This window comes from Sphingobacteriia bacterium, from assembly GCA_017304685.1.
GTDB lineage: Bacteria > Pseudomonadota > Alphaproteobacteria > Rickettsiales > 33-17 > JAFKLR01.
This window is the reverse complement of record JAFKLR010000003.1, coordinates 239,262-259,626: the sequence shown is the minus strand read 5'-3', so window position 1 is coordinate 259,626 and position 20,365 is coordinate 239,262. Positions and strand designations below refer to the sequence as shown.

The window sequence follows — 20,365 nt, the reverse complement described above, 5'->3', positions numbered from 1 at the left end:
ATAACTATTATATAATTAAATCAATTACTTATAACAATATCTATTAACAGATTTTAATATTTTTTAAAACTAAAATCAGTTAATTTACAGATAAAACTTGCTTATTAAAAATTGTAAATTATAAATAAATATTAATACTGCCTTTTAATGAGACAGTAATTAAAATAATTTTGAAATATTAAAATAGTACTATCCTATCATCAAATTTTTATTTTTAGGATAGTAATATCACCTAGGAAATGAGGTTGTTTAATGAAGTTGTGGCAAAAGGTTACGATTGGTTTAGTTAGTGGTGTTATATTCGGGTTAACGGTAAAAAAACTAGAAATTTCTCATTATGTTGAATACGTAAAACCAATCGGCGATATTTTTATCAATATGATAAAAATGATTGTAATGCCACTTATCTTCTTCTCGATTGTTTCAGGTATAACAAGTATTAGTGATTCTCGTACCCTTGGTCGCGTAGGCCTTAAGGCAACTATTGCTTTTATGGTAACTACAACCTTCGCTATTATTATTGGCCTTGCAGTAAGTCTTATTTTAAAGCCCGGTGAAGGAGTAACGTTAAACTTCGAACAAAACTTGGATGCTGAGCCCGCAAAGAAATTTGACTTTATTAAAATGGTAGTCAATATCGTTCCGTCAAACATTTTTGAAACTTTAGCAAGTGGTGACACCTTACAGATTGTTTTCTTCGCCATTTTTACTGGCATAACCTTAAATAAAATGAATAGTGAATATGGGCGCCGCATTATTAGTGGTTGTCAATTAATGGCGCAATTAGTTTTCAAAATGATTGAACTTATTATGCAAATATCACCTTATGGTGCTTTTGCTTTAACTTCATGGGTTATTGGAACTCAAGGTATTGATGTATTACATAGCTTAATTAAACTTGTATTCGCTGTAGTTTTTGCTATGGGGCTTCAATATGCTATTTTTGGCTTGTTAATATATTTCTTTGGCGGACTTTCTCCTATACCATTTTATCGTAAAAGCTTTGAATACCAAGCTTTAGCATTTTCAACAAGTAGTAGCAAAGCTGCACTTACAACTACTATGAAAATCTGTCGTGAAAAACTTGGAATTTCTAAAACAAGCACATCATTTGTATTACCTTTGGGTGCTTCCATTAATATGGACGGCATGGCAATTTATTTAGGAATGTGCGCTGTATTTTTTGCTCAAGCAACTGGCTTTAATTTAAGATTATATGACTATTTAATTGTTGTTGTCACCGCTACATTAGGTTCAATAGGAGTTGCAGGCATACCTGGCGGCTCAATGGTTATGTTACCAATGATTCTTTCATCTATAGGAATGCCTATTGAAGGTGTTGCGTTAATTGCAGGAATTGACCGTATATTAGATATGCTTAGAACAACTATTAATATCACAGGCGATGTTACAATTACATTATTAGTTGACAAATCTGAAAATATGTTAAATGTAGATGTATATAACTCTAAAAATTAGAAAAAAAATCTATGAAGAAGTTTATACAATTTACTTTAACACCTCTAAATTTCATTAAACGTTTTCTTCAACTATTGAATCCTTTTCTTTTAATTATTTCATTTAGCAATTTACTTGTTTTGAATTTAGCAAATGCAAGTCAAGTTCCAAATCGTTTTGCTTCAGGTGATAAATTAGGTCTTTACTATACTATTGCAGATCTATTTTGTTATATACAAGATCATGTTAATCAAAAAAATATTTGTGATGCAATTGAGTCTAAAGGAAGTAGAGACAATATAAACTTAATTAAAAATAAGCAGGCTGAATTTGGTATAATTCAAATGGATCATTTATATGATGATTATCTTAATAATCCGGATACTAAAATTAGAAGCATTATTCGTGTGTATCCTGAAACTTTTACTCTTATCGTAAAAAAAAATAGTGACATTTGGTCAATTAAAGATTTACAAAAAATAAAAAAACTTGGAATCGGTCAAAGTGGTGGGGCTAAGTCTTTATTAACAAAACTTATGGAAGAAGTTGAAGTAGACTATAACAAAATTACCTTTGATAGTAATTATACATCAACAAATATGCCAGACGCAATTTGTGAAGATAAAATTGATGCAGCAGCTTTCATGATTGCTCATCCTAATGCAATGCTTCAAGAAATCGCTAAAGAATGTGAAGTTAGACTTATTCCTGTATCGGAAAGTTTAGCTAACAGAATTATGGATAAATATAAATTTTATCATAAAGATGTTATTAGGGATAATTTATACCCAGGTATTATTATGCCTGTCTTTAGTTTATCAACTTATGCAGTAATTGCAGGATTAGACAACAACAATGAAAAACAAGTTTTCGATTTTGTTAAAAACGTTGCTAATAATCTAAAGTATCTACGTAAATCTCATGAAGCCTTAAATGAATTGGAAGTAGATAACTTTCTACCTTCAGAAGATGTCGGTATGCCTCTTCATAAAGGAACTAGACTTTTTTTCGATAAAATGGAAAAAAGTAGATAAAAAATTAAAGTTTTTATCAGTATTTGAATTTAGTATTTAAATTATATTTTTTTTATTATAACTATTATTTATAACGTTAAAATTTTAATTAAATATTAAAAATAAACAATTTTTAGTAAAAATTTCTTAAAAAAACTAATAAGTCGGTTGAATTAAGAAAAATTAACTTATAGAATTATATATAGATGAAACCATTCCAATGGAGGCGTCAAATGAAAACACAAACACACCCTACCTTGCTAAATAACGATAGAAAAGCTTTTAATGGTTATTTAAATAATAATCAAGAAAAAATGTTATCAAAGTTTTTTGAATTTATAATTGCAAGTTATATTCAACTTCTAAGCTTAATAAATTTATTTATAAATTATATCCATAAAGCGGATTCATTAAAGTTTACTTTTAAAAAACAAAATAGTGAATCAGAAGTATCAATCCCGAATTGGTGTTTGCGTATACTTCCATCTAGAACTATAGAAAAAAATGCCGTTTCACTTATAATTAATGGCTCAAGTTTATCGGAACAAAATGAAGTTATTTTATTCCAATACCTTAAAAACTGTAGAAATTTAGAAAAAATAAAAGTTGATATATTTAATGAAAAAACTGCAGTAAATGTTTTAAACTTACTAACATTAAATAATAAAATAAAAGAAGTAACTTTAACATTTCAAAATTCCCAGACTTTAAAAACTTTTTTTAAAAATATAAAAAATAACAATGAAGTTATAAAAAACAGAATATTAAAAATAAAATTATCTGATTTAAAAGAAAATAAATTTGAAACATTAAAAGAAATTGTTAAAAAAAATAAAAGCTTATTTAAAGAAAATGATATAAAAATTGGTCTTTCTTCTGAACATACTCCTTGGATAGAATTTTTTAGTGATTCCATTATTTCAAAAAATGTTAATAAAATTATTGAGGAATATGAGGATTTTTACATAATTTCAAATTTAGAAAAAGAAGATAAAGCAATAACTAATAAAAGATTAATAAAAAACACTTCAAAGATAGATATTGAACATCAAAACAAATTGAATTTATTAGATAAAATTCTAACCCAACAAGTAGAAGATATTAAAGCATGGTATTCATTAGCAATGGAAGTAAATCGTTTAAAAAATCCCTTAATATCTGAATTTAGAAAAGCCCTAGCTAGTGTTAATCAATCAAAAAAATGGATATTGTTAAAAAACTTTATTAAAAATACTAATTTAATATATTTTAAAAATGAAAATTATGACTTTTCAACTGCTATTTATGCCTCTTTTCAAAGTTATGTAAATGCAAACATGTCAAATAGTGATTTAATTTCTATTTGTAATTCTCTTATTTATATTAAGAATAAATTTCCGCAATTGAATCCAGGAGAAGGTTCAGTGGACTCACATCTTGTAGCTTTTTTTGAAAATTTTGATAGTAATATAGTAAATTTAGTAAAGGATTTACGTACCAGCTTAAGTTTAAGTAAATGCGCTCCAAATCAAACTTTACTTTTGTCTCCTATTTTAAAAGGTACAAATGTTCAGGATTGTAACGAAATAAGTAAACCTGTATTTGAATATGGAGAGTTACCCAGTGAAATTTTTAAAAATATTTTCAGGTGTTTAGTCGAATCTCCTAGTATCAATTCAAATAAAGTTTCACGCACTTAATAAAATTTCAAAAAAGGGGAGAAAGTCCTCCCCTTTTCTTTTATTGCTATTTTCCCTAAATTTGCTATAATCACGCCCAATAATAATTAATTTATTTATTCTAATTTTTTCATAAAATTTCAGTTGGTTATAATAGTTTAATGAATACAAGCTTTGATGTTATTGTCATTGGTGGTGGTCACGCAGGTGTTGAAGCTGCATCTAGTGCCAGCAGAATGGGAGCCAAAACCCTTTTTATTACCTTAAAACAAGATAATTTAGGTGAAATGTCTTGCAATCCTGCTATTGGTGGGATCGGTAAGGGTACAATTGTTAGAGAAATTGATGCTCTTGACGGAGTTATGGGAAGAGCAATTGATAAAGCAGGCATACACTATAAAATGCTTAATCAAAGTAAAGGCCCTGCAGTTATGGGGCCAAGAGCACAAGCTGATAGAAAATTATATAAACAAGCCATTCAGGAAATTTTATTTAATACTGAAAATTTAGAAATTATTTATGCTTCTGTTGAAGACCTGGAAATTAAAAATGACAGAGTCACAGGCGTTATTCTAAATGATGGTAGAACAATTAATGCAGGTTCCGTTGTATTAACTACAGGCACATTTTTAAATGGGCTTATTCATATAGGGGAAAAGAAAACTCCTGCAGGAAGAGTGGGTGAAAATCCATCTATTGGTCTTTCTAACACTTTAAAACGACTTAACTTTATGGTTGGAAGACTTAAAACTGGAACTCCAGCAAGAATTGATGGTAGAACTATTAATTGGAGTGTTTTAGAAAAACAACCCGGTGATGATATACCTGTCCCCTTCTCTTATTTGACAGAAAAAATTACAGTTCCGCAAATTGACTGCTATATAACTTATACTTCACCAGACGTTCACGAGATTATTAGTCAAAATGTTCATCGTTCTCCTATGTATTCAGGTCAAATTGAATCACGGGGTCCACGTTACTGCCCATCGATCGAAGACAAAATTATGCGTTTTAGAGATAAAGAGCGCCATCAAGTTTTTTTAGAGCCAGAAGGATTAGATGATTATGTAATTTATCCGAATGGTATTTCAACATCTTTACCTGAAGAAGTGCAATTAGAATTCATAAAAAGAATTTCAGGACTTGAAACTGCAACGGTAATTAGACCAGGATATGCAATTGAATATGATTATGTAGATCCAAGAGAGCTTTATCCAACACTTGAAACTAAAAAAGTTAAAAATCTTTTTTTTGCAGGTCAGATTAATGGAACGACTGGTTATGAAGAGGCAGGTGGTCAAGGGATTATTGCAGGAATTAATGCCGCATTAAAACTCAATAATAAAGAATTTACACTAACTCGTGCAGAAAGCTATATTGGAGTTATGATAGATGATCTCATTCTAAATGGCGCGCCTGAACCATATAGAATGTTTACTTCACGTTCAGAATATAGGCTTTCAATGCGTGCTGATAATGCTGACCAAAGACTTACTCCAAAAGGATTAGCTATTGGATGTATTGGTCGCGAGCGAACAGAAAAATTTACTGCAAAAATGCAAAAAATTGAAAATGCAATAAATCTATTACAATCTCTTACCATTACCCCTAATAAGTTAGTTGATTTTGGGATTAATATAAATAAAGACGGCGTTAGAAAATCAGCTTATGATCTTTTAGGTTACCCAAATATTGACCTTGAAAAAGTAAAAACTATTTGGAATGATATAAACCAAATTGAAAATGATATTGCAAAACAAGTTGCGATTGAAGCTATGTATAGGCCATATCTTGCAAGGCAAGAAGCTGATATTAAATTATTTATGCAAGAAGAGAATTTAGAAATTCCTAAAAATATTGAATATAGGGAAATTAAGGCTTTATCAAATGAAGTTATTGAAAAACTCAGTTTTCACAAACCATTAACCATTGGTCTAGCTAGAAGAATTCCAGGAATTACACCTGCAGCCTTAACCGCTTTAATGGTTCATATTAAGAAAAGAAAAATGCTTGTAAATATTTAAGATATTTTAGGTTTTATTACTTATTTATAGTTAAATTTTATTAATTAATATTATAAGAGGAAAAAAGGTTATTTTAAGTCTTTCCTTAAAGTAACCTTTTTTTATTTAAATGGCTTCTGCTAAGTTAAAACCATCGTCATATACTTTTATTTCTTCTAATTGAGTAGTTTCATAATTAGTTACTACATCACAATTGTTATTATTAGACTCTAGAATTTTTAGAACTTCTTTCATTTTCATTTTAATTTCTTCTTTTCTTACAAATTCCTCATCATTTCTTACTAAATCAGCAGGTGTAGCACCAGCAGTAGTTTTAATATTAGGATCTGCCCCTTTTTCCAAAAGTAATTCTACCATGCCTGTATCATTAAATGATGCGGCAATATGTAAAGGTGTCATTCCTAAACAATCCTTTGCATTAACATCAGCACCATACAAAATTAATAACTTAATCATAGGGCTTTGGCCACTATACACTGCGTGATGTAAAGGTGTAAGACCACTTTTATCAGCAACATTAGGATTTGCTCCTTTCTCAAGAAGAGAATGCACCTCTTTAAAATTATGATGTATTACTTCATTGTGTAGTTTAGTAGTACTATCATAAATTACTGGATTTATTTCAGGCGTAGTAAATAATTTTTCTTTAAGGTAACTCACTACTTCTGCAATATAAAACATTATTATCCCCTCTAAATATATATCTCAAAATAATATAACCGCTTGGTTAATTTGTCAACTATTGTTAACTAAATATTAATAAAACAAATTAAGTTATTGATTATTAATATAATTTACAAACCGACTTTGAAAAATGAATTTTATTTCACAATTTAAACTCTTGATTTAAAAGTTTTTTATAGAATTAAAATATTGATAAAGTCCTGTACAAAAATACTTTTTACTACTAAATTAATAATCAATTTTTTATATAAACAATGATATTAAATGGCACTTATTGTTCAGAAGTTTGGTGGCACATCTGTAGGCAGTATTGAAAGAATAAAGGCCTCAGCCAAACTTGTTGAAAAAGAGATTTTAAAAGGTAATTCTGTAATTGTTGTAGTCTCTGCAATGGCTGGAACCACAGACCATTTAATTAATTTAACTAAAGAAATTACTAAAACTCCATATGGATCAGGCCTTGCCGAATATGATTCTATAATTTCATCAGGTGAACAGGTTTCAGCAGGTTTATTTGTACTTGCACTTCAAAGCATGGGATTAAGTGCGAGGTCTTGGCAAGGTTGGCAAATTCCTATTTACACTAACAAAGTTCATTCCAAAGCTTTTATAGAAAAAATTGCTACTAAAAATATTTTAGATTCTCTATCTCGTGGTGAAATAGCAGTTGTTACAGGTTTCCAAGGAATTACTAAAGATAATAAAATTACAACTTTAGGCAGAGGTGGTTCTGACACAACAGCAGTAGCTATTGCATCTGCATTTAAAGCTCAAAGATGCGATATATATACTGATGTTGATGGAGTATATAGCACAGATCCAAGAATGGTTAAATCAGCTAAAAAATTAGAAAATGTTGATTATGATGAAATGCTTGAACTTGCATCCCTTGGAGCAAAAGTATTACACACAAGATCAACAGCTATTGCTAAAAGACATGACGTAAATTTAAATATAGTTTCAAGTTTTGAAGAAAAGAAAGGAACTAAAATTTTACACGAAGAACTTAACAGCGAAAAATTAATTGAAAATTATAATGTAACAGGTATTGCTTTAAGCCAAAATGAAGTAAGGTTTATTATAAAAAAATCCAAACTTGATACTAAAGAACTTGCAAAAATAATTGCCCCTCTTACTTCAAGCCAAATTGGAATTGATATGATTATAAATACCAATGAGAGCATTGAATTTAATGTCCTTAAAACAGAAGCAGATATTACCAAAAAACTTCTTCTTTCTACTGGCTTTTTAATAGAAAATCATATTAATATTAATGAAAATATAAGCAAGATCTCTTTAGTAGGAATTGGAATAAAAAGTAATTTAATGGTATTACAAAAACTATATGAAGTTATGTCAGAAAAAACTATAGAAATAATCGCCCTAATTTCATCGGAGATTAAAATAAGTTTTTTAATAAATAAAGAATATTCTGAACTTGCTGTTCAAAGTTTACATAATGCGTTTATCGACTAAATTATAAAAGGAAAAAAAATGACTGAAACAATAAATAAAAAAATTACCGACCAAGAAGCTTTAGATTTTCATAAAAATGGTATACCAGGTAAGTTATCTATTTTACCTACTAAACCACTTGCTACACAAAATGATTTATCTCTTGCTTATTCACCGGGAGTTGCTGTTCCTTGTATTGAAATTGCTAACAACCCTGAAAAGGCTTATGACTATACTTCTAAAGGTAATTTTGTAGCAGTTATTTCAAATGGTACAGCAGTCTTAGGACTTGGTGATTTAGGGGCACTTGCCTCAAAACCTGTAATGGAAGGTAAGTCGGTTTTATTTAAAAGATTTGCTGATATCGATTCAATTGATATTGAAGTTGATACAAAAGATCCAGAAGAATTTATTAATGCTATTAAGTGTTTAGCACCAAGTTGGGGTGGTATTAATTTAGAAGATATTAAAGCACCAGAATGTTTTATTATTGAAGATAGACTAAAAGAACTAATGAATATTCCAGTATTCCATGATGATCAGCATGGCACTGCCATTATTACACTTGCAGGTCTTATGAATGCCGCTGATTTAACTGGCCGGAGTTTCAAAAATTTAAAAATTGTTGTTAATGGCGCTGGTGCTGCTGGTATTGCCTGCGTTGAATTAGTTAAAGCAGTCGGTGTACCACATGAAAATGTTATTTTATGCGATACAAAAGGAGTGATTTATAAAGGTCGTACCGATGGTATGAATCAGTGGAAATCAGCGCATGCTGTAGATACTTCCGCTCGCTCACTTAGCGATGCATTAAAGGGCGCTGACGTATTTCTTGGTCTTTCTGTTAAAGGCGCTGTTACTCCTGAAATGGTTAAATCTATGGCAGAAAAACCTATTATTTTTGCTATGGCAAATCCTGACCCTGAAATTACCCCGGAAGAAGTTAAGCAAGTTCGTGATGACGCAATAGTTGCCACAGGTCGCTCAGACTACAATAACCAGGTTAATAACGTTATGGGCTTTCCATATATCTTCCGTGGGGCACTTGATGTTAGAGCAACTACAATTAATGAGGAAATGAAAATTGCTGCTGCTAAAGCACTTGCAGAACTTACTCGTGAACCAGTGCCAGATGAAGTTTCTACAGCTTACTCAGGTAAAAAAATGCACTATGGTCCAGAATATATTATTCCAGTGCCATTTGATCCAAGGCTTATTACGCGTGTTCCTATGGCTGTTGCGAAAGCTGCTATTGAAACTGGAGTTGCCAGAAAACCTATTACTGATTGGGAATCTTACAAAATAGAACTTACTGGCCGTTTAGACCCAGCATCTAGCAGTATGAATCTTATATTTAAGAAAATTACTAATGATAAAAAACGTATTATTTTTGCTGAAGGTGAAGAAGAGCAAATTATAAGAGCTGCTATTTCTTGGGTTAGCAATGGTTATGGATACGCAACTCTTGTTGGACGTGAAAAGAAAATTCTCGATAAATTTAAAGAAATGAATGTTGAGAAAATGGAAGGTTTAGAAATTAGAAATGCTAAGCTAAATACTGCCGATATAGATAAATATGTTGATTTCCTTTACGGTAAACTTCAAAGAAAAGGTTATTTACGTCGTGATTGTATTAGACTTGTTAAGAATGATCGTAATATTTTTTCTGCATGTATGCTAGCCCTTGGTGATGGAGACGGCATTGTTTCAGGATTTACACGTGGGTACACACAAACCTTAGATAACATTTCTAAAGTAATTAAAAATAAAGCTAAAAACCTTACAGCAGGTGTATCTATTGTGATTACAAAAGGTAGATCATTGTTTATTTCAGATACAACAGTGCATCAAATGCCAACACCTGAAGAATTAGCTGATATTACAGAACAAACTGCAGAATTTGTTAAAAAATTTGGTGATGAACCAAGAGCTGCCCTTCTTTCTTTCTCAAATTTTGGTAACCCGTTTGTATCAGAAAAAGCTGAACGAATTAGATCCACTGTAAGAATATTAGAAGAAAGAAATGTAAATTTTGAATTTGATGGTGAAATGTCTCCTGATGTTGCTTTAAATCCGGAGCTTCTTAAGCTTTACCCATTCTGCAAACTAAAATCACCTGCAAATGTTTTAATAATGCCAGCTTTACATTCTGCTAACATTTCTTCTAAATTGTTACAAGAATTAGGATCAGCAACTATTATCGGGCCAATTATCATAGGGCTTGAAAAACCTGTTCAAATTATTCAAATGGGTGCTACAGTGTCTGATATTATTAATCTTGCTGCCTTTGCTGCAATGCAAGCCATTGATAAAGATTAATATTAGATTGAGAGGCTTAGGGAATTACTTAGCTTCTCAATTTCCTAAATTTATACTTATAAAAATTTAATAATTTTAACAATGTTGAAATTTTAATATATTGTTATTCAATAATATTTGAAACTGTAATGATCAAAAGTATTTTTTTTACTTGTGCTTTGTTAATTATTTGTTAATATACACTACCAAATTATAATAATATTAACACATATAATAAAATCTAATGCCAATAATTGCTGTTAAAATAAAATCGGATATTCTCGAAATAGATATTGATAATCATCTTGAAGCTTTTAAATTAGAGGATTTTCAAACAGCTACAGGCATCAACTACTTTAAAGTTGACAATGCAATTAAGGAAAAATTTCCTAACTTAGGTGAAAATAAAATAGTTAGAATTCAGGAAGTTTATTTTGAAGATAAAGTAGCATTAGATATTGTAGTACGAATTCTTGGTCGAATAAAAACATTAGAAGAATTAGAAATTACAGGTTGTTACATCACAGAAGAAGCGTTAGGTAAAATTGCTACGAGTATATCTTTCCGAACCCAAAATTCTTTATCAAATACTTATAATAGTCAAAATTCAACAACTCGTAATAAGTTAAATTTATTAAATATTTCTAATAACCGTATGGATGATAGATATATTGAAAGTATCGTTTCACTCATTAATCATACTTACCCACAAAAAACCGATTTATCAAATAATTTACTTCAAATAACAGATTATAAAGCAATTTATGATAGGACAAGTGAGGTAAATTGTAGTATTAAATTTAATAATTATGCTAAATATAATAACTCACATACAAATATTAAAATAAACGACTTTATTAGCCGAAGAGAGTTTATGGCTTTTTATGAATTTGCAACTAACCCTGATTCTGCTTTACTTGCTTGGACATTACCTAAAAATTATTCCAAAGAAGAGATGGAAAAAAAAGTTGTAACTGTAGAAAATAAAATTGAAGATGGTGCAATTGAAGGGAAATTTATAGGTACATTGCATACTAAAAATAAACCTGACAAGAAAAAAAGATATGTATTTAAAAGTGGAAGTGGAGAAAGAAATATTTATTCTTCTTATGCTGAAACAATAAGAGAAGTTATAACTGCTCCTGTAAAGGAAACTATTATTAATAAATCAAATACACAACATTACACCACTACTCCAAAAGCTAAAATGGTTTTATTTAACGATAAACCTTATGTTGCTTTAACATATCTTGATCAATTTAAATCTATTGTCTCTCACATTTCTAATCAAAATGAACCTAGATATGCTAAAACAAAAAAACCTTATAAATATCGTGTAAAGACAGTTAACAATCAACAAATCCATGATGGTTTTACAACCGGTTTAGCAGAAGGAAAAATAGTAGTACCTACCAAAGAATTTTACCAAGAACTTCCTGATTATTATACTCATCTTTCAGCTAGTATTCTTTTTTTAAAAGAAGATATTCATGAAAGTAATTTCGGAGTAATCGTTGATGATAGTGGTAAGGTTATAAGTGCAGCAAGTTTAGATGAAGGGAGAAGTCTTAAATATAATATAAGACATGCTAATCAATTTATAAGCAGAGCCTTACATTATTTATCAATGGTATCTCATAATATCCCTCAAAAAACTGTTTATTCAAAAGAATTCGCAGCAGAGTTAAGGCTAGTTGCTAATAAGGATATTAATCAATTATCTTATGCCCTCACCGCTGGTTATATAATTGCTCGAAACTTTTTTAGTGAAGAAGAGATTCAAAAGGTTTATTGCATTAATAATAAAGTTAATGATAAAGCTGTGCCAATTGAACTTGCAGAAAGAGTAAAAAATAATCAAACCTATTTAAAGAATTTAGCAAATTTTATTGAAATAATGGCTGAAATAAAAGAAATAAATTTTGAAAAATCTATTTCTAATGGAATTTTTGAAGCAAAAATTTTTATAGAGAAAATTATAGAAGAAGCTTCTGTTCAAGCTCAAACAGGAAATAATTTTAATAAAGACATAAGAAAAACCACCCAAGAGCTTATTAGTAAAAAGATAGATAGTTTTGTAGAAAAGGAAATAGGAATTTATCTTCAACAAAAATTAGAAAAAATTAAAGATTTATATCAAAAGCTTTTAGAAAATGAAGTTATTACTTCTTCTCAACAGATATCAAATTTTAAAGAAATTAAATCAAACATTAATTCATCCTTTAGATCTAGTACTTCCGATTCTCAAACATTAAAAGAAAAAGAAAGACTAGAGTATCAAATAAAAAGCCATCAAATTCCTGTTAGAAAATGGAAAGATAAAAGATCAGGAGTTTCAGAGGCTGAATTTGATTTTATAAATGAAACTATAACTAATACTATTTATAAAAAGATAAAGAAATATGAAAATAGAGACGATATTGATTTTAAAATTCAAAAAATTATAAATAAGCGTTTAACTATGTTTAAAACAGTCGTGTCCAGAGAATTAGGCACAATACTTAATAATCAAACCAATAAAAAACATATTTCAATCGAATAAGCTTTAGTAATTTCTGACAATTTCTAAAAATTCTTCAGCTTTTCTTTTTAAAACATCAATTTTTTCGGCCATATTTTTGGAGTTATTAATAAAATCATCAGAAGATTTATTAATAACCTCGCCATCCATTTTGATAAATTGAATGCTTTTAGAAATATCATTAGTATTTAATGCAGTTTTTTGTGCATTCTGGGAGATTTCATTAATTTCCATGGATTGCTCTTCAATAACAGAAGCAATAGAAGTTGAAAGATATTGCATTTCTTTTACTATTTCCTCAAGTGAATCAATTGATGTTACTACCTTTAAAGTAGAATTTTGGACATCTTGAACTTGAACTGCAATTTCTTCAGATGCTTTAGCAGTTTGATGAGCAAGCGACTTTACTTCACTTGCAACAACTGCAAAGCCTTTACCTACTTCCCCAGCTCTTGCAGCTTCAATTGTTGCATTAAGAGATAGTAAGTTAATTTGTTCGGCTATAGCCATTATCGTATCTTTAATTTTTCCAATATTTTCTATTTTTGTAAAAAGTTCGCGAATAACTTCATTAGAAGAAATTGTTTCCTTTAATGCACTATTTGAAATAAAGCAAAATTGTTGAAGCTTTTCATTTATTTCACTAATCGAAGAAGAAAGTTCTTCTATTGCATAAGCTATATTATTAATATCTTCTCCTGTTCCAGAAGTAGAATTAGCTACTGTAATGGATTGCTTTTGAATTTGTTGGATAAATGTAGAAAGCTTACTTGCGTTATTTTTTATATTTAATATTGAAGTTACTAAGTCCTTTATACTACTACCAAAATTATTTTCAAAAACATTCGCAATTTCCTTTATTTTACTAATATCTGCTAAAGTTACCATTAAATTAGTAATTTTCCCGTTATTATCTTTCACATTTAATATTTCTATTTCAAAAACTTCTCTTCCTATTTTTAATTGAGTTTTATAATTAAATATTTTACCAGTAGAAACGCTAATAAATTGTTCCCTTAAATGAGGAAAAAGATTAAGTAGTTTATAATTTATTATATTATCTACTTGAATATTTAATAAAGCTTGCACAGGTTTTAAAAGTTTTTTTAAGGTATCATTTGTATAGATTATTCCAAAATCATCATCAGTGCTGGATTGAATAATACCTAATGGCATTTCTTGAATCATATGTTTTAATTTAACTATTTGAACAAGTTTTTCCTTAATATTTTGCGAAGCTAATGCTATTTGACCAATTTCATCTTTACGATCTAAACCTGTGATTTTAATATTGAAATCGTCATTAGCAAGTGTTGTGAGGTCAGAAGTAGAGGATTTTAAAGAAGTGACTATATAATAAAATAAGTAACCAAATATTGGGATAATAAAAATAGCAGTTAGTAGTAATATAATAATTTGGCTTTCTTTAGATTTATCTACTTCATAATCAAGAGAAGAGTAAGAATTATTTATAATCGTAGCTAAATCATTAGTTAAAATCTGAATTTTGTTATTAATTCTATCTCTAACATTTTTTAATTCATTGAAGGATTTAATTATAGCTTCTTGCCCTAGATTGTTCTTTATAGCGTTGTTTAAATTTTCATCTATAATTTTATAGTAAGCTTTATACTCTTCACTAAGCTCCTTAAAATCATTATAAACTTTCTTATTGTTTTGTTTTTCTAAACTGTTTTTTAAAGAATTTAATCCATTCTTTACTTCAATAATTAATTTAGCAATTTCATTAAATGATCTTTTTATCTCTACCTTATTACCATTAGCCTCCACTATATGATTGGTATGTATCAAAACATTATTAGTATTATGTTTGATCTCTGAAAGAATATTATTATTAAGAAATTGAGTTAAAAGTTCACGTGAATGAGAATCTATATTAGTTTGTAAATTATAAGTGTAAAGATTGCCTGTTACTATAACAATGAAAGCTAAAATTCCTGCGCTTAGAAATTTTTGTAAAATAGTCATGCTTAAACTCTGTTAATATTTTAAGTATATTTACATACTACAACTTCTTTTAACCGCAAGTCAATTGAATATGTTAAAAGATTAAACAGTGAGCAGAATAAAAATAGGCATAATTTCTTTTGAAAGAGAACTTTAGTCTAAAATTTTATAAATTTATTATATTCTTTATGAGATTTTAGCTTTTCTAAAACCTTTAGAGTTTCTTCAGTCAGATCATTCATCCATTCATGATCTTCATCATCATGAGAAGAGATCTTTTCTCTGATATCTGTAGCATTAATCCCTTTATAATTGGGGACTTCAATATAATCCCAATTTTTAAACATGTCTAAATAATAACAGGAATCATCTTTTTTATGACCTATTAAAGCTAGTTTAGGATTACTTATTGCTTCAGATTTAATGTAGTTTTCAACAATTTTATAGAGTTCTTGCTCCCATTCTTCGTCGGTTGGAGTATCAATTAAAGGAAGAACGGTATATCTATGTGGATATTTGTCTTTAAGATTTTTTTCAATAATTAATTTTCTATCTTCAAAAGTAAATGGATTTTTAGTAGTAAAATTAATATTAGCAGAGCCACAAATTATAAGAATTTTTTGAGCTTTTTTTAAGGCCTTTTCAACTACATAAAAATGTCCTTTATGAAAAGGTTGAAATCTACCTATATAAATTACATAATCGTATACGTACATTAAACATAATCAGTTAAGTTAAATTAATTTATATTACCATAAATTAACAAAATCATAAAGCTTAAATTTTTAACTGACTTTTTACATTATTAATTAAATCGAAAATTGGCGGTTTAATCTCAATTTTAATATCCTCTTCTTTACGAAACGATTGAGAATTCTCTTTTATTTCCTCGCTATCTTTTTTTGATTTCTCGAAGGCTTCAGATATAGTGGCTTTAACATTTTTATCTTTAATAACTTCCCATGGCCATAATCCCTTTGCGTTTTTTTGTATCGTAACTTTTTTTTCAGTTAGTAAATAATTAAGTAACTTGGATTTTCCAAAGTAACATGCTAAATGTAGCAGAGTAAATCTATCTTCATTAAGTGTAGTTAAAAAAATCTGAGATTTATCTTTTGCCAGCAAATACTTTACTACTTGAATTGATTTAGCTTCGTCTTTACAAGCAATGGCATAATGAATTGGTGCATAACCATTTTCATCAGTATAATATAAGTATACATATTTATTATTTCGGTTTGCTTCAATATCAAGGGCATCGCATAGTAAGTCTACAATCTCGAAATTTCCTGTGTAACATGCAATATGCAACGGCGCAGCTTCTTGCTTATTAAGCATTCTTATATTAAGAGCTTTTTTAAAAGGTGGAATAACCGTTTGAGTTTTTATAGATAAATCCCTTGCCATTTTGCTCGCAACTTCTTTTATACCAAAGTTTAACATTAACACTAATGCATTAGCGTGTTCTAAAGCACATGTTAAATGTAAAAGTCCATCATCATATCCTTCGATTCTAGCATTAAAATTTGAAGCATACATAGAGGCGCAATCTACGAATAACTTATAATTATTGCATATCAAGGCTATTTGCATAACATTTAAAACATTATTTTTAATCCTAGTAAAATATACAGGATCATTAATGCTATAAAAAAGCGCGTCTTCTTTATTCTGAGCTTTATATTTAGCATAAATAAAAGCATAAAGATCGGGTCTAATTTGTTCATACATTGCAAGTAAAACAAATGTAAAATCAAATAATTTATCTTCAAAAGTTAAAAAAGTTATATTACTTAATCCTTTTTCATCATTAGCGTTATAAGCCACAAAAAGTACATTTTTATAAAATAACTCCATATTAAATAAGCCATTTTTGCCTACACAATTTTTGAACCTTTCTCTTATTTCATTAAGAGAAATAGGCATTTCAATATTATTTTTCGTAGTAATATTTAAGATGTTATTTATAACCTCATCATTAATAACATCAGTGCAATTCTTTAACTTTGCATGTATTTTAGATGTTGATAAAGTAGCAAAATGATACAAATTATAATTTAACTTTGGAATTTTCTCACGTACACAATAAAGAATTTGCTCGTCATTAAGTTTAACAACTTTTTTTATTTCGTTATAAGAAAGGAAATCTTTTGTGTGTTGTAAAAGATCACATATATATAAACTGAAGTGAAAAACTGTTCTATATCTCGGTATAGTATTAACATTTAAAGTACCCTCATCGTCAATAATATCTTTATGTTTTAAAAAGTTGCATATTATTGCAAGAGCTGCCGTTCCATTTTTATTAACTAAATTATATAATAAATCTTCTACCAAATAATCTTTATAACCTTTCCTATATTCTTCATCAGAAATTTCATGATCTGAATTTTTTAAAAAACTTCGATTACAGAAATGATGAATAAAAACATATGCAATACCACGTATAAATGGAGGAAATTCATTTAATGCTTTAATGAACTCAGGATCTTCTAACAATTCATATAGTTCTTTAAACCTATATTCCTGTAAGCTAGATGTTAGCGCATTTTTATATTTCTCTACTACTGGGCCCCATTTTTTCAAAAAAGTTCCAGAAGTTTTAAATAAACTTTCAACATTTAAGAGAGTAAATATCTCATGAAAATTATAGCCTTTTGCTTCTTTTGCTAATTCTTGTTCATATGGAGCTACTTCTTTACTATATTTTTCTCTTAAATAAGGATTTTCATGAAAAAATTTTTCATCGATTACAAGAGTAAATAATTCATCAAAATTATATCCCTTAAACGCAATAGTTAAAGCTCTTTCATATTTATCAAAAAATTTTCCATATGCTTGCTTTAAGTTAGGATATAAGTCAAAAAGAGATTTTATATCTGCAATTACTGTTTTTTTTATAATATCTTCGTCATTTTCAATGAGCTGACCGTATGCGATATATAAAGGTAAAGTTTTATATTCAATCTTATTGAAAGTTAACTCTTGAGTTTGCATAGTAAAATGTTAATAAGAAGTTAAATGATTTTTTTATAACAAAATAGCATATGAAGTAAATTATAATTTTAATTTATTCAGCAAGCTTAACAATATCAGCCAAACGAGTTTTTGTTTTAGAATTTAGATTTTTAAATTTCATAGCCCTATTTGCATGTTTACGAGCCGTTCTATAATCACCAATAATAAAATTAGCTTCCGCTAAATTATACTCTGCAAGTGCTATATTATCAACATATCCATAGGCTCTTGCAAGCATTTGAAAATTTATATAATCACGTTCTAAAGTATTTGCTCTTTCGAGTGCTTTAATTGCCTCTTTTGCATAATAACTTTCCTTAGTCAAATCAAAAGCACCTAAAAGAAGAATGGCGTGCTGCGTCAAAAGAAGTGGGCTTTTAGAATCATGATTTAAAGCCTTTTTCATATATTCAAGAGCTTTACTTACTTCTTTTTTTTCTAATAAAATTTGTGCATAAAGCTCATTAAAATATGGATTATTATTATACTTAATAAGTAGGCTCTGCATTTCTTCTTCAGCTTTAAGAAGATTATATTTTTTTAAATAAATAATAGCTTTCTGATAATGTGAAATGTCATCATTTTTTCTAGCAATTTTTGCAAGTAACTTACTTCCTTTGTCTTCCGCCAAATAAGCTTCTAATTTTGCTTTTGCTAAATTAAATCTAAAAGGATCAATTATCTGACGAGTCTTCCAGGCCCCAACATATGGCTTAATAATATTGATTCGATCCATAGAGAAAGGATGTGTTCTGGCATAAAGATCGCTATAAATTCTATCATATCTGCTTGTTAATTTAAGCATATCAATAATGCCATGCGGTGAATAACCTGCCGATTGTAGGAAATTAATTGCAGCCATGTCTGCTGCTTGTTCTTGATCTCGAGTATATCTATATTTTATTTTTTCTACAGTATCTACACCCTTTACCATTAATGCCCATACTGCTTCCGGAGAATTAACAAGTAGCGATGATCCGATGGTCATAAGTAAAACTGCTGCATGCATTAGAGATGCATCGGCAAATATTTTCTTACGTGTAATAGCGTGTCCCGCTTTAATGTGGCCAAATTCATGTGCAAGTACCCCTGCTACCATTTCTGGAGTTTGGCTTTTTAATATAAGCCCATGATTAATAAAAACTAAATTTCCACTAGTTGCATATGCATTTATTTCTTTATTATCTACAATATAGATTTTTATATCGCTTGTAAGCTTTGTAGCTTTAATAATTGGATTCGCAATTTCATTAATTACCGATTCTATTTCAGCATCACGAATAATATTAATAGCAAACGCATTGTGTAAAGTAAGTAAAAGAATAATTATAGATCTAAAAAACATCATGTAAGATATACGCAAATTTAACACACTTAATTATATTAAATTATATAACATGGAAATGTATACATATTTTTAATAATATATATAAATATTAACACTCTTAAGCTTTTATTTCTTTTTTATGCGCTTGATTTTTAATCATATAACTTAGGCCCCCTAATGTACCTACAAAGAACATTAATTCGGTTAATGAAGGACGGGCCATATAAGAAGAAAGTCCAAAAGTATTACTTATAATATCATCAAACTTAATATATCTGCCTATATCCCAGACTGTAGAGACAATTTCAGGTAACACACCTGCAGCAATAAAGAAACTTGCAGCTTGAGCAGAAAGGCCGGCAGCAATTATAATTATCAACCAATTACTAATTGGGAATAAATATTTTTTAAGCACAGTGTTAGTACCATAATAGAATAAAACCCCGCAGGTAATTGCAAGACCTGTTGCCACAATAGATGCCAAAGCTATTTGAATCCCATTAATTTTAGTTGCACTAATTAGGCTTGTTACATAGATAACTATTTCAGCTCCTTCCCTAAAAATGATCATAGCTACAACATAGGATAATGACCAAGGTGTTTTGTGTCCCGTTTCAACAGCTTTTGCGACGTGCTTAATATTCGCACCAGTTTTTACAGCATTTTTTGACATCCAAATAACAGTCGCACCCATCATAACCGAAGTAGTTATAAGAGCTATACCATTAATTAATTCTTGTCCCATACCGCCAAAACTGTTATTAAAAAACTCATCCATATAGGTTAATAAAATAGATAATAAAACTCCGGCTCCCGCGCCTGCAGCTAGGTATTGATTTCTATTAGGTAAGCTTTTTGTGGCACTTAAAACTACACAAAGCATTAAAACTATTTCTAACATTTCTCTAAAGATTATAAGGCCAATTGAAATCATAATATTA

General features: G+C 28.9%; 13 protein-coding genes. 7 read left to right on the top strand and 6 right to left on the bottom strand.

Annotation, left to right across the window (positions count from 1 at the left end; translation table 11 throughout):
- The first annotated feature begins 252 nt into the window (after nucleotides 1-252).
- The 4 genes from J0H68_01310 (at nucleotide 253) to mnmG (ending at nucleotide 6,153) form a co-directional block, all read left to right on the top strand.
- Nucleotides 253-1,479 (top strand): dicarboxylate/amino acid:cation symporter, encoded by a 1,227-nt coding sequence (locus J0H68_01310; protein MBN8827327.1) that lies wholly within the window; start codon nucleotides 253-255, stop codon nucleotides 1,477-1,479.
- Nucleotides 1,480-1,490: 11 nt separating this feature from the next.
- A complete protein-coding gene (locus J0H68_01305; protein MBN8827326.1) occupies nucleotides 1,491-2,492 on the top strand; it encodes a TAXI family TRAP transporter solute-binding subunit in 1,002 nt (333 codons plus the stop codon).
- A gap of 212 nt (nucleotides 2,493-2,704) precedes the next feature.
- Nucleotides 2,705-4,150 (top strand): hypothetical protein, encoded by a 1,446-nt coding sequence (locus tag J0H68_01300; GenBank protein ID MBN8827325.1) that lies wholly within the window; start codon nucleotides 2,705-2,707, stop codon nucleotides 4,148-4,150.
- Between the two features lie 140 nt (nucleotides 4,151-4,290).
- Nucleotides 4,291-6,153, top strand: a complete 1,863-nt coding sequence (mnmG, locus tag J0H68_01295) for a tRNA uridine-5-carboxymethylaminomethyl(34) synthesis enzyme MnmG (protein ID MBN8827324.1) — start codon at nucleotides 4,291-4,293, stop codon at nucleotides 6,151-6,153.
- A gap of 105 nt (nucleotides 6,154-6,258) precedes the next feature.
- Here the strand turns inward: mnmG and J0H68_01290 are convergent, their stop codons facing one another.
- Nucleotides 6,259-6,834, bottom strand: a complete 576-nt coding sequence (locus J0H68_01290; protein ID MBN8827323.1) for an ankyrin repeat domain-containing protein — start codon at nucleotides 6,832-6,834, stop codon at nucleotides 6,259-6,261.
- Nucleotides 6,835-7,101: 267 nt separating this feature from the next.
- On the opposite strand from J0H68_01290, the gene J0H68_01285 reads away from it, so the two are divergent.
- The 3 genes from J0H68_01285 (at nucleotide 7,102) to J0H68_01275 (ending at nucleotide 13,132) form a co-directional block, all read left to right on the top strand.
- A complete protein-coding gene (locus tag J0H68_01285; GenBank protein ID MBN8827322.1) occupies nucleotides 7,102-8,313 on the top strand; it encodes an aspartate kinase in 1,212 nt (403 codons plus the stop codon).
- Nucleotides 8,314-8,331: 18 nt separating this feature from the next.
- Nucleotides 8,332-10,611 carry an NADP-dependent malic enzyme gene (locus J0H68_01280; GenBank protein MBN8827321.1) on the top strand — a complete coding sequence of 760 codons (2,280 nt, stop codon included), beginning with the start codon at nucleotides 8,332-8,334 and terminating at the stop codon, nucleotides 10,609-10,611.
- Between the two features lie 223 nt (nucleotides 10,612-10,834).
- The gene (locus tag J0H68_01275) at nucleotides 10,835-13,132 is read left to right on the top strand and encodes a hypothetical protein (GenBank protein ID MBN8827320.1); all 2,298 of its coding nucleotides are present in this window, start codon (nucleotides 10,835-10,837) and stop codon (nucleotides 13,130-13,132) included.
- 3 nt (nucleotides 13,133-13,135) lie between these two features.
- Here the strand turns inward: J0H68_01275 and J0H68_01270 are convergent, their stop codons facing one another.
- The 5 genes from J0H68_01270 to J0H68_01250 all read right to left on the bottom strand — a co-directional run bounded on the left by J0H68_01270 (nucleotide 13,136) and on the right by J0H68_01250 (nucleotide 20,358).
- Entirely contained in the window at nucleotides 13,136-15,100 is a 1,965-nt protein-coding gene (locus J0H68_01270; GenBank protein ID MBN8827319.1) for a hypothetical protein, read from the bottom strand.
- Between the two features lie 137 nt (nucleotides 15,101-15,237).
- Complete coding sequence (locus J0H68_01265; protein ID MBN8827318.1) at nucleotides 15,238-15,795, bottom strand: adenylyltransferase/cytidyltransferase family protein; 558 nt, start codon at nucleotides 15,793-15,795, stop codon at nucleotides 15,238-15,240.
- A 61-nt stretch (nucleotides 15,796-15,856) separates the two neighbouring features.
- Complete coding sequence (locus tag J0H68_01260) at nucleotides 15,857-18,076, bottom strand: ankyrin repeat domain-containing protein (protein ID MBN8827317.1); 2,220 nt, start codon at nucleotides 18,074-18,076, stop codon at nucleotides 15,857-15,859.
- A gap of 73 nt (nucleotides 18,077-18,149) precedes the next feature.
- A complete protein-coding gene (locus tag J0H68_01255) occupies nucleotides 18,150-19,445 on the bottom strand; it encodes a M48 family metalloprotease (protein ID MBN8827316.1) in 1,296 nt (431 codons plus the stop codon).
- A 97-nt stretch (nucleotides 19,446-19,542) separates the two neighbouring features.
- Nucleotides 19,543-20,358, bottom strand: a complete 816-nt coding sequence (locus J0H68_01250) for an FTR1 family protein (protein MBN8827315.1) — start codon at nucleotides 20,356-20,358, stop codon at nucleotides 19,543-19,545.
- Nucleotides 20,359-20,365: the final 7 nt, after the last annotated feature.

What these genes read in the sequence shown, in the direction of transcription:
- J0H68_01270 (MBN8827319.1), bottom strand. Translation starts at nt 15,100, where the DNA reads ATGACTATTTTACAAAAATTTCTAAGCGCAGGAATTTTAGCTTTCATT.
- J0H68_01265 (MBN8827318.1), bottom strand. Translation starts at nt 15,795, where the DNA reads ATGTACGTATACGATTATGTAATTTATATAGGTAGATTTCAACCTTTT.
- J0H68_01300 (MBN8827325.1), top strand. Translation starts at nt 2,705, where the DNA reads ATGAAAACACAAACACACCCTACCTTGCTAAATAACGATAGAAAAGCT.
- J0H68_01310 (MBN8827327.1), top strand. Translation starts at nt 253, where the DNA reads ATGAAGTTGTGGCAAAAGGTTACGATTGGTTTAGTTAGTGGTGTTATA.
- J0H68_01285 (MBN8827322.1), top strand. Translation starts at nt 7,102, where the DNA reads ATGGCACTTATTGTTCAGAAGTTTGGTGGCACATCTGTAGGCAGTATT.
- J0H68_01260 (MBN8827317.1), bottom strand. Translation starts at nt 18,076, where the DNA reads ATGCAAACTCAAGAGTTAACTTTCAATAAGATTGAATATAAAACTTTA.
- J0H68_01250 (MBN8827315.1), bottom strand. Translation starts at nt 20,358, where the DNA reads ATGATTTCAATTGGCCTTATAATCTTTAGAGAAATGTTAGAAATAGTT.
- J0H68_01275 (MBN8827320.1), top strand. Translation starts at nt 10,835, where the DNA reads ATGCCAATAATTGCTGTTAAAATAAAATCGGATATTCTCGAAATAGAT.
- J0H68_01255 (MBN8827316.1), bottom strand. Translation starts at nt 19,445, where the DNA reads ATGATGTTTTTTAGATCTATAATTATTCTTTTACTTACTTTACACAAT.
- J0H68_01290 (MBN8827323.1), bottom strand. Translation starts at nt 6,834, where the DNA reads ATGTTTTATATTGCAGAAGTAGTGAGTTACCTTAAAGAAAAATTATTT.
- J0H68_01305 (MBN8827326.1), top strand. Translation starts at nt 1,491, where the DNA reads ATGAAGAAGTTTATACAATTTACTTTAACACCTCTAAATTTCATTAAA.
- J0H68_01280 (MBN8827321.1), top strand. Translation starts at nt 8,332, where the DNA reads ATGACTGAAACAATAAATAAAAAAATTACCGACCAAGAAGCTTTAGAT.
- mnmG (MBN8827324.1), top strand. Translation starts at nt 4,291, where the DNA reads ATGAATACAAGCTTTGATGTTATTGTCATTGGTGGTGGTCACGCAGGT.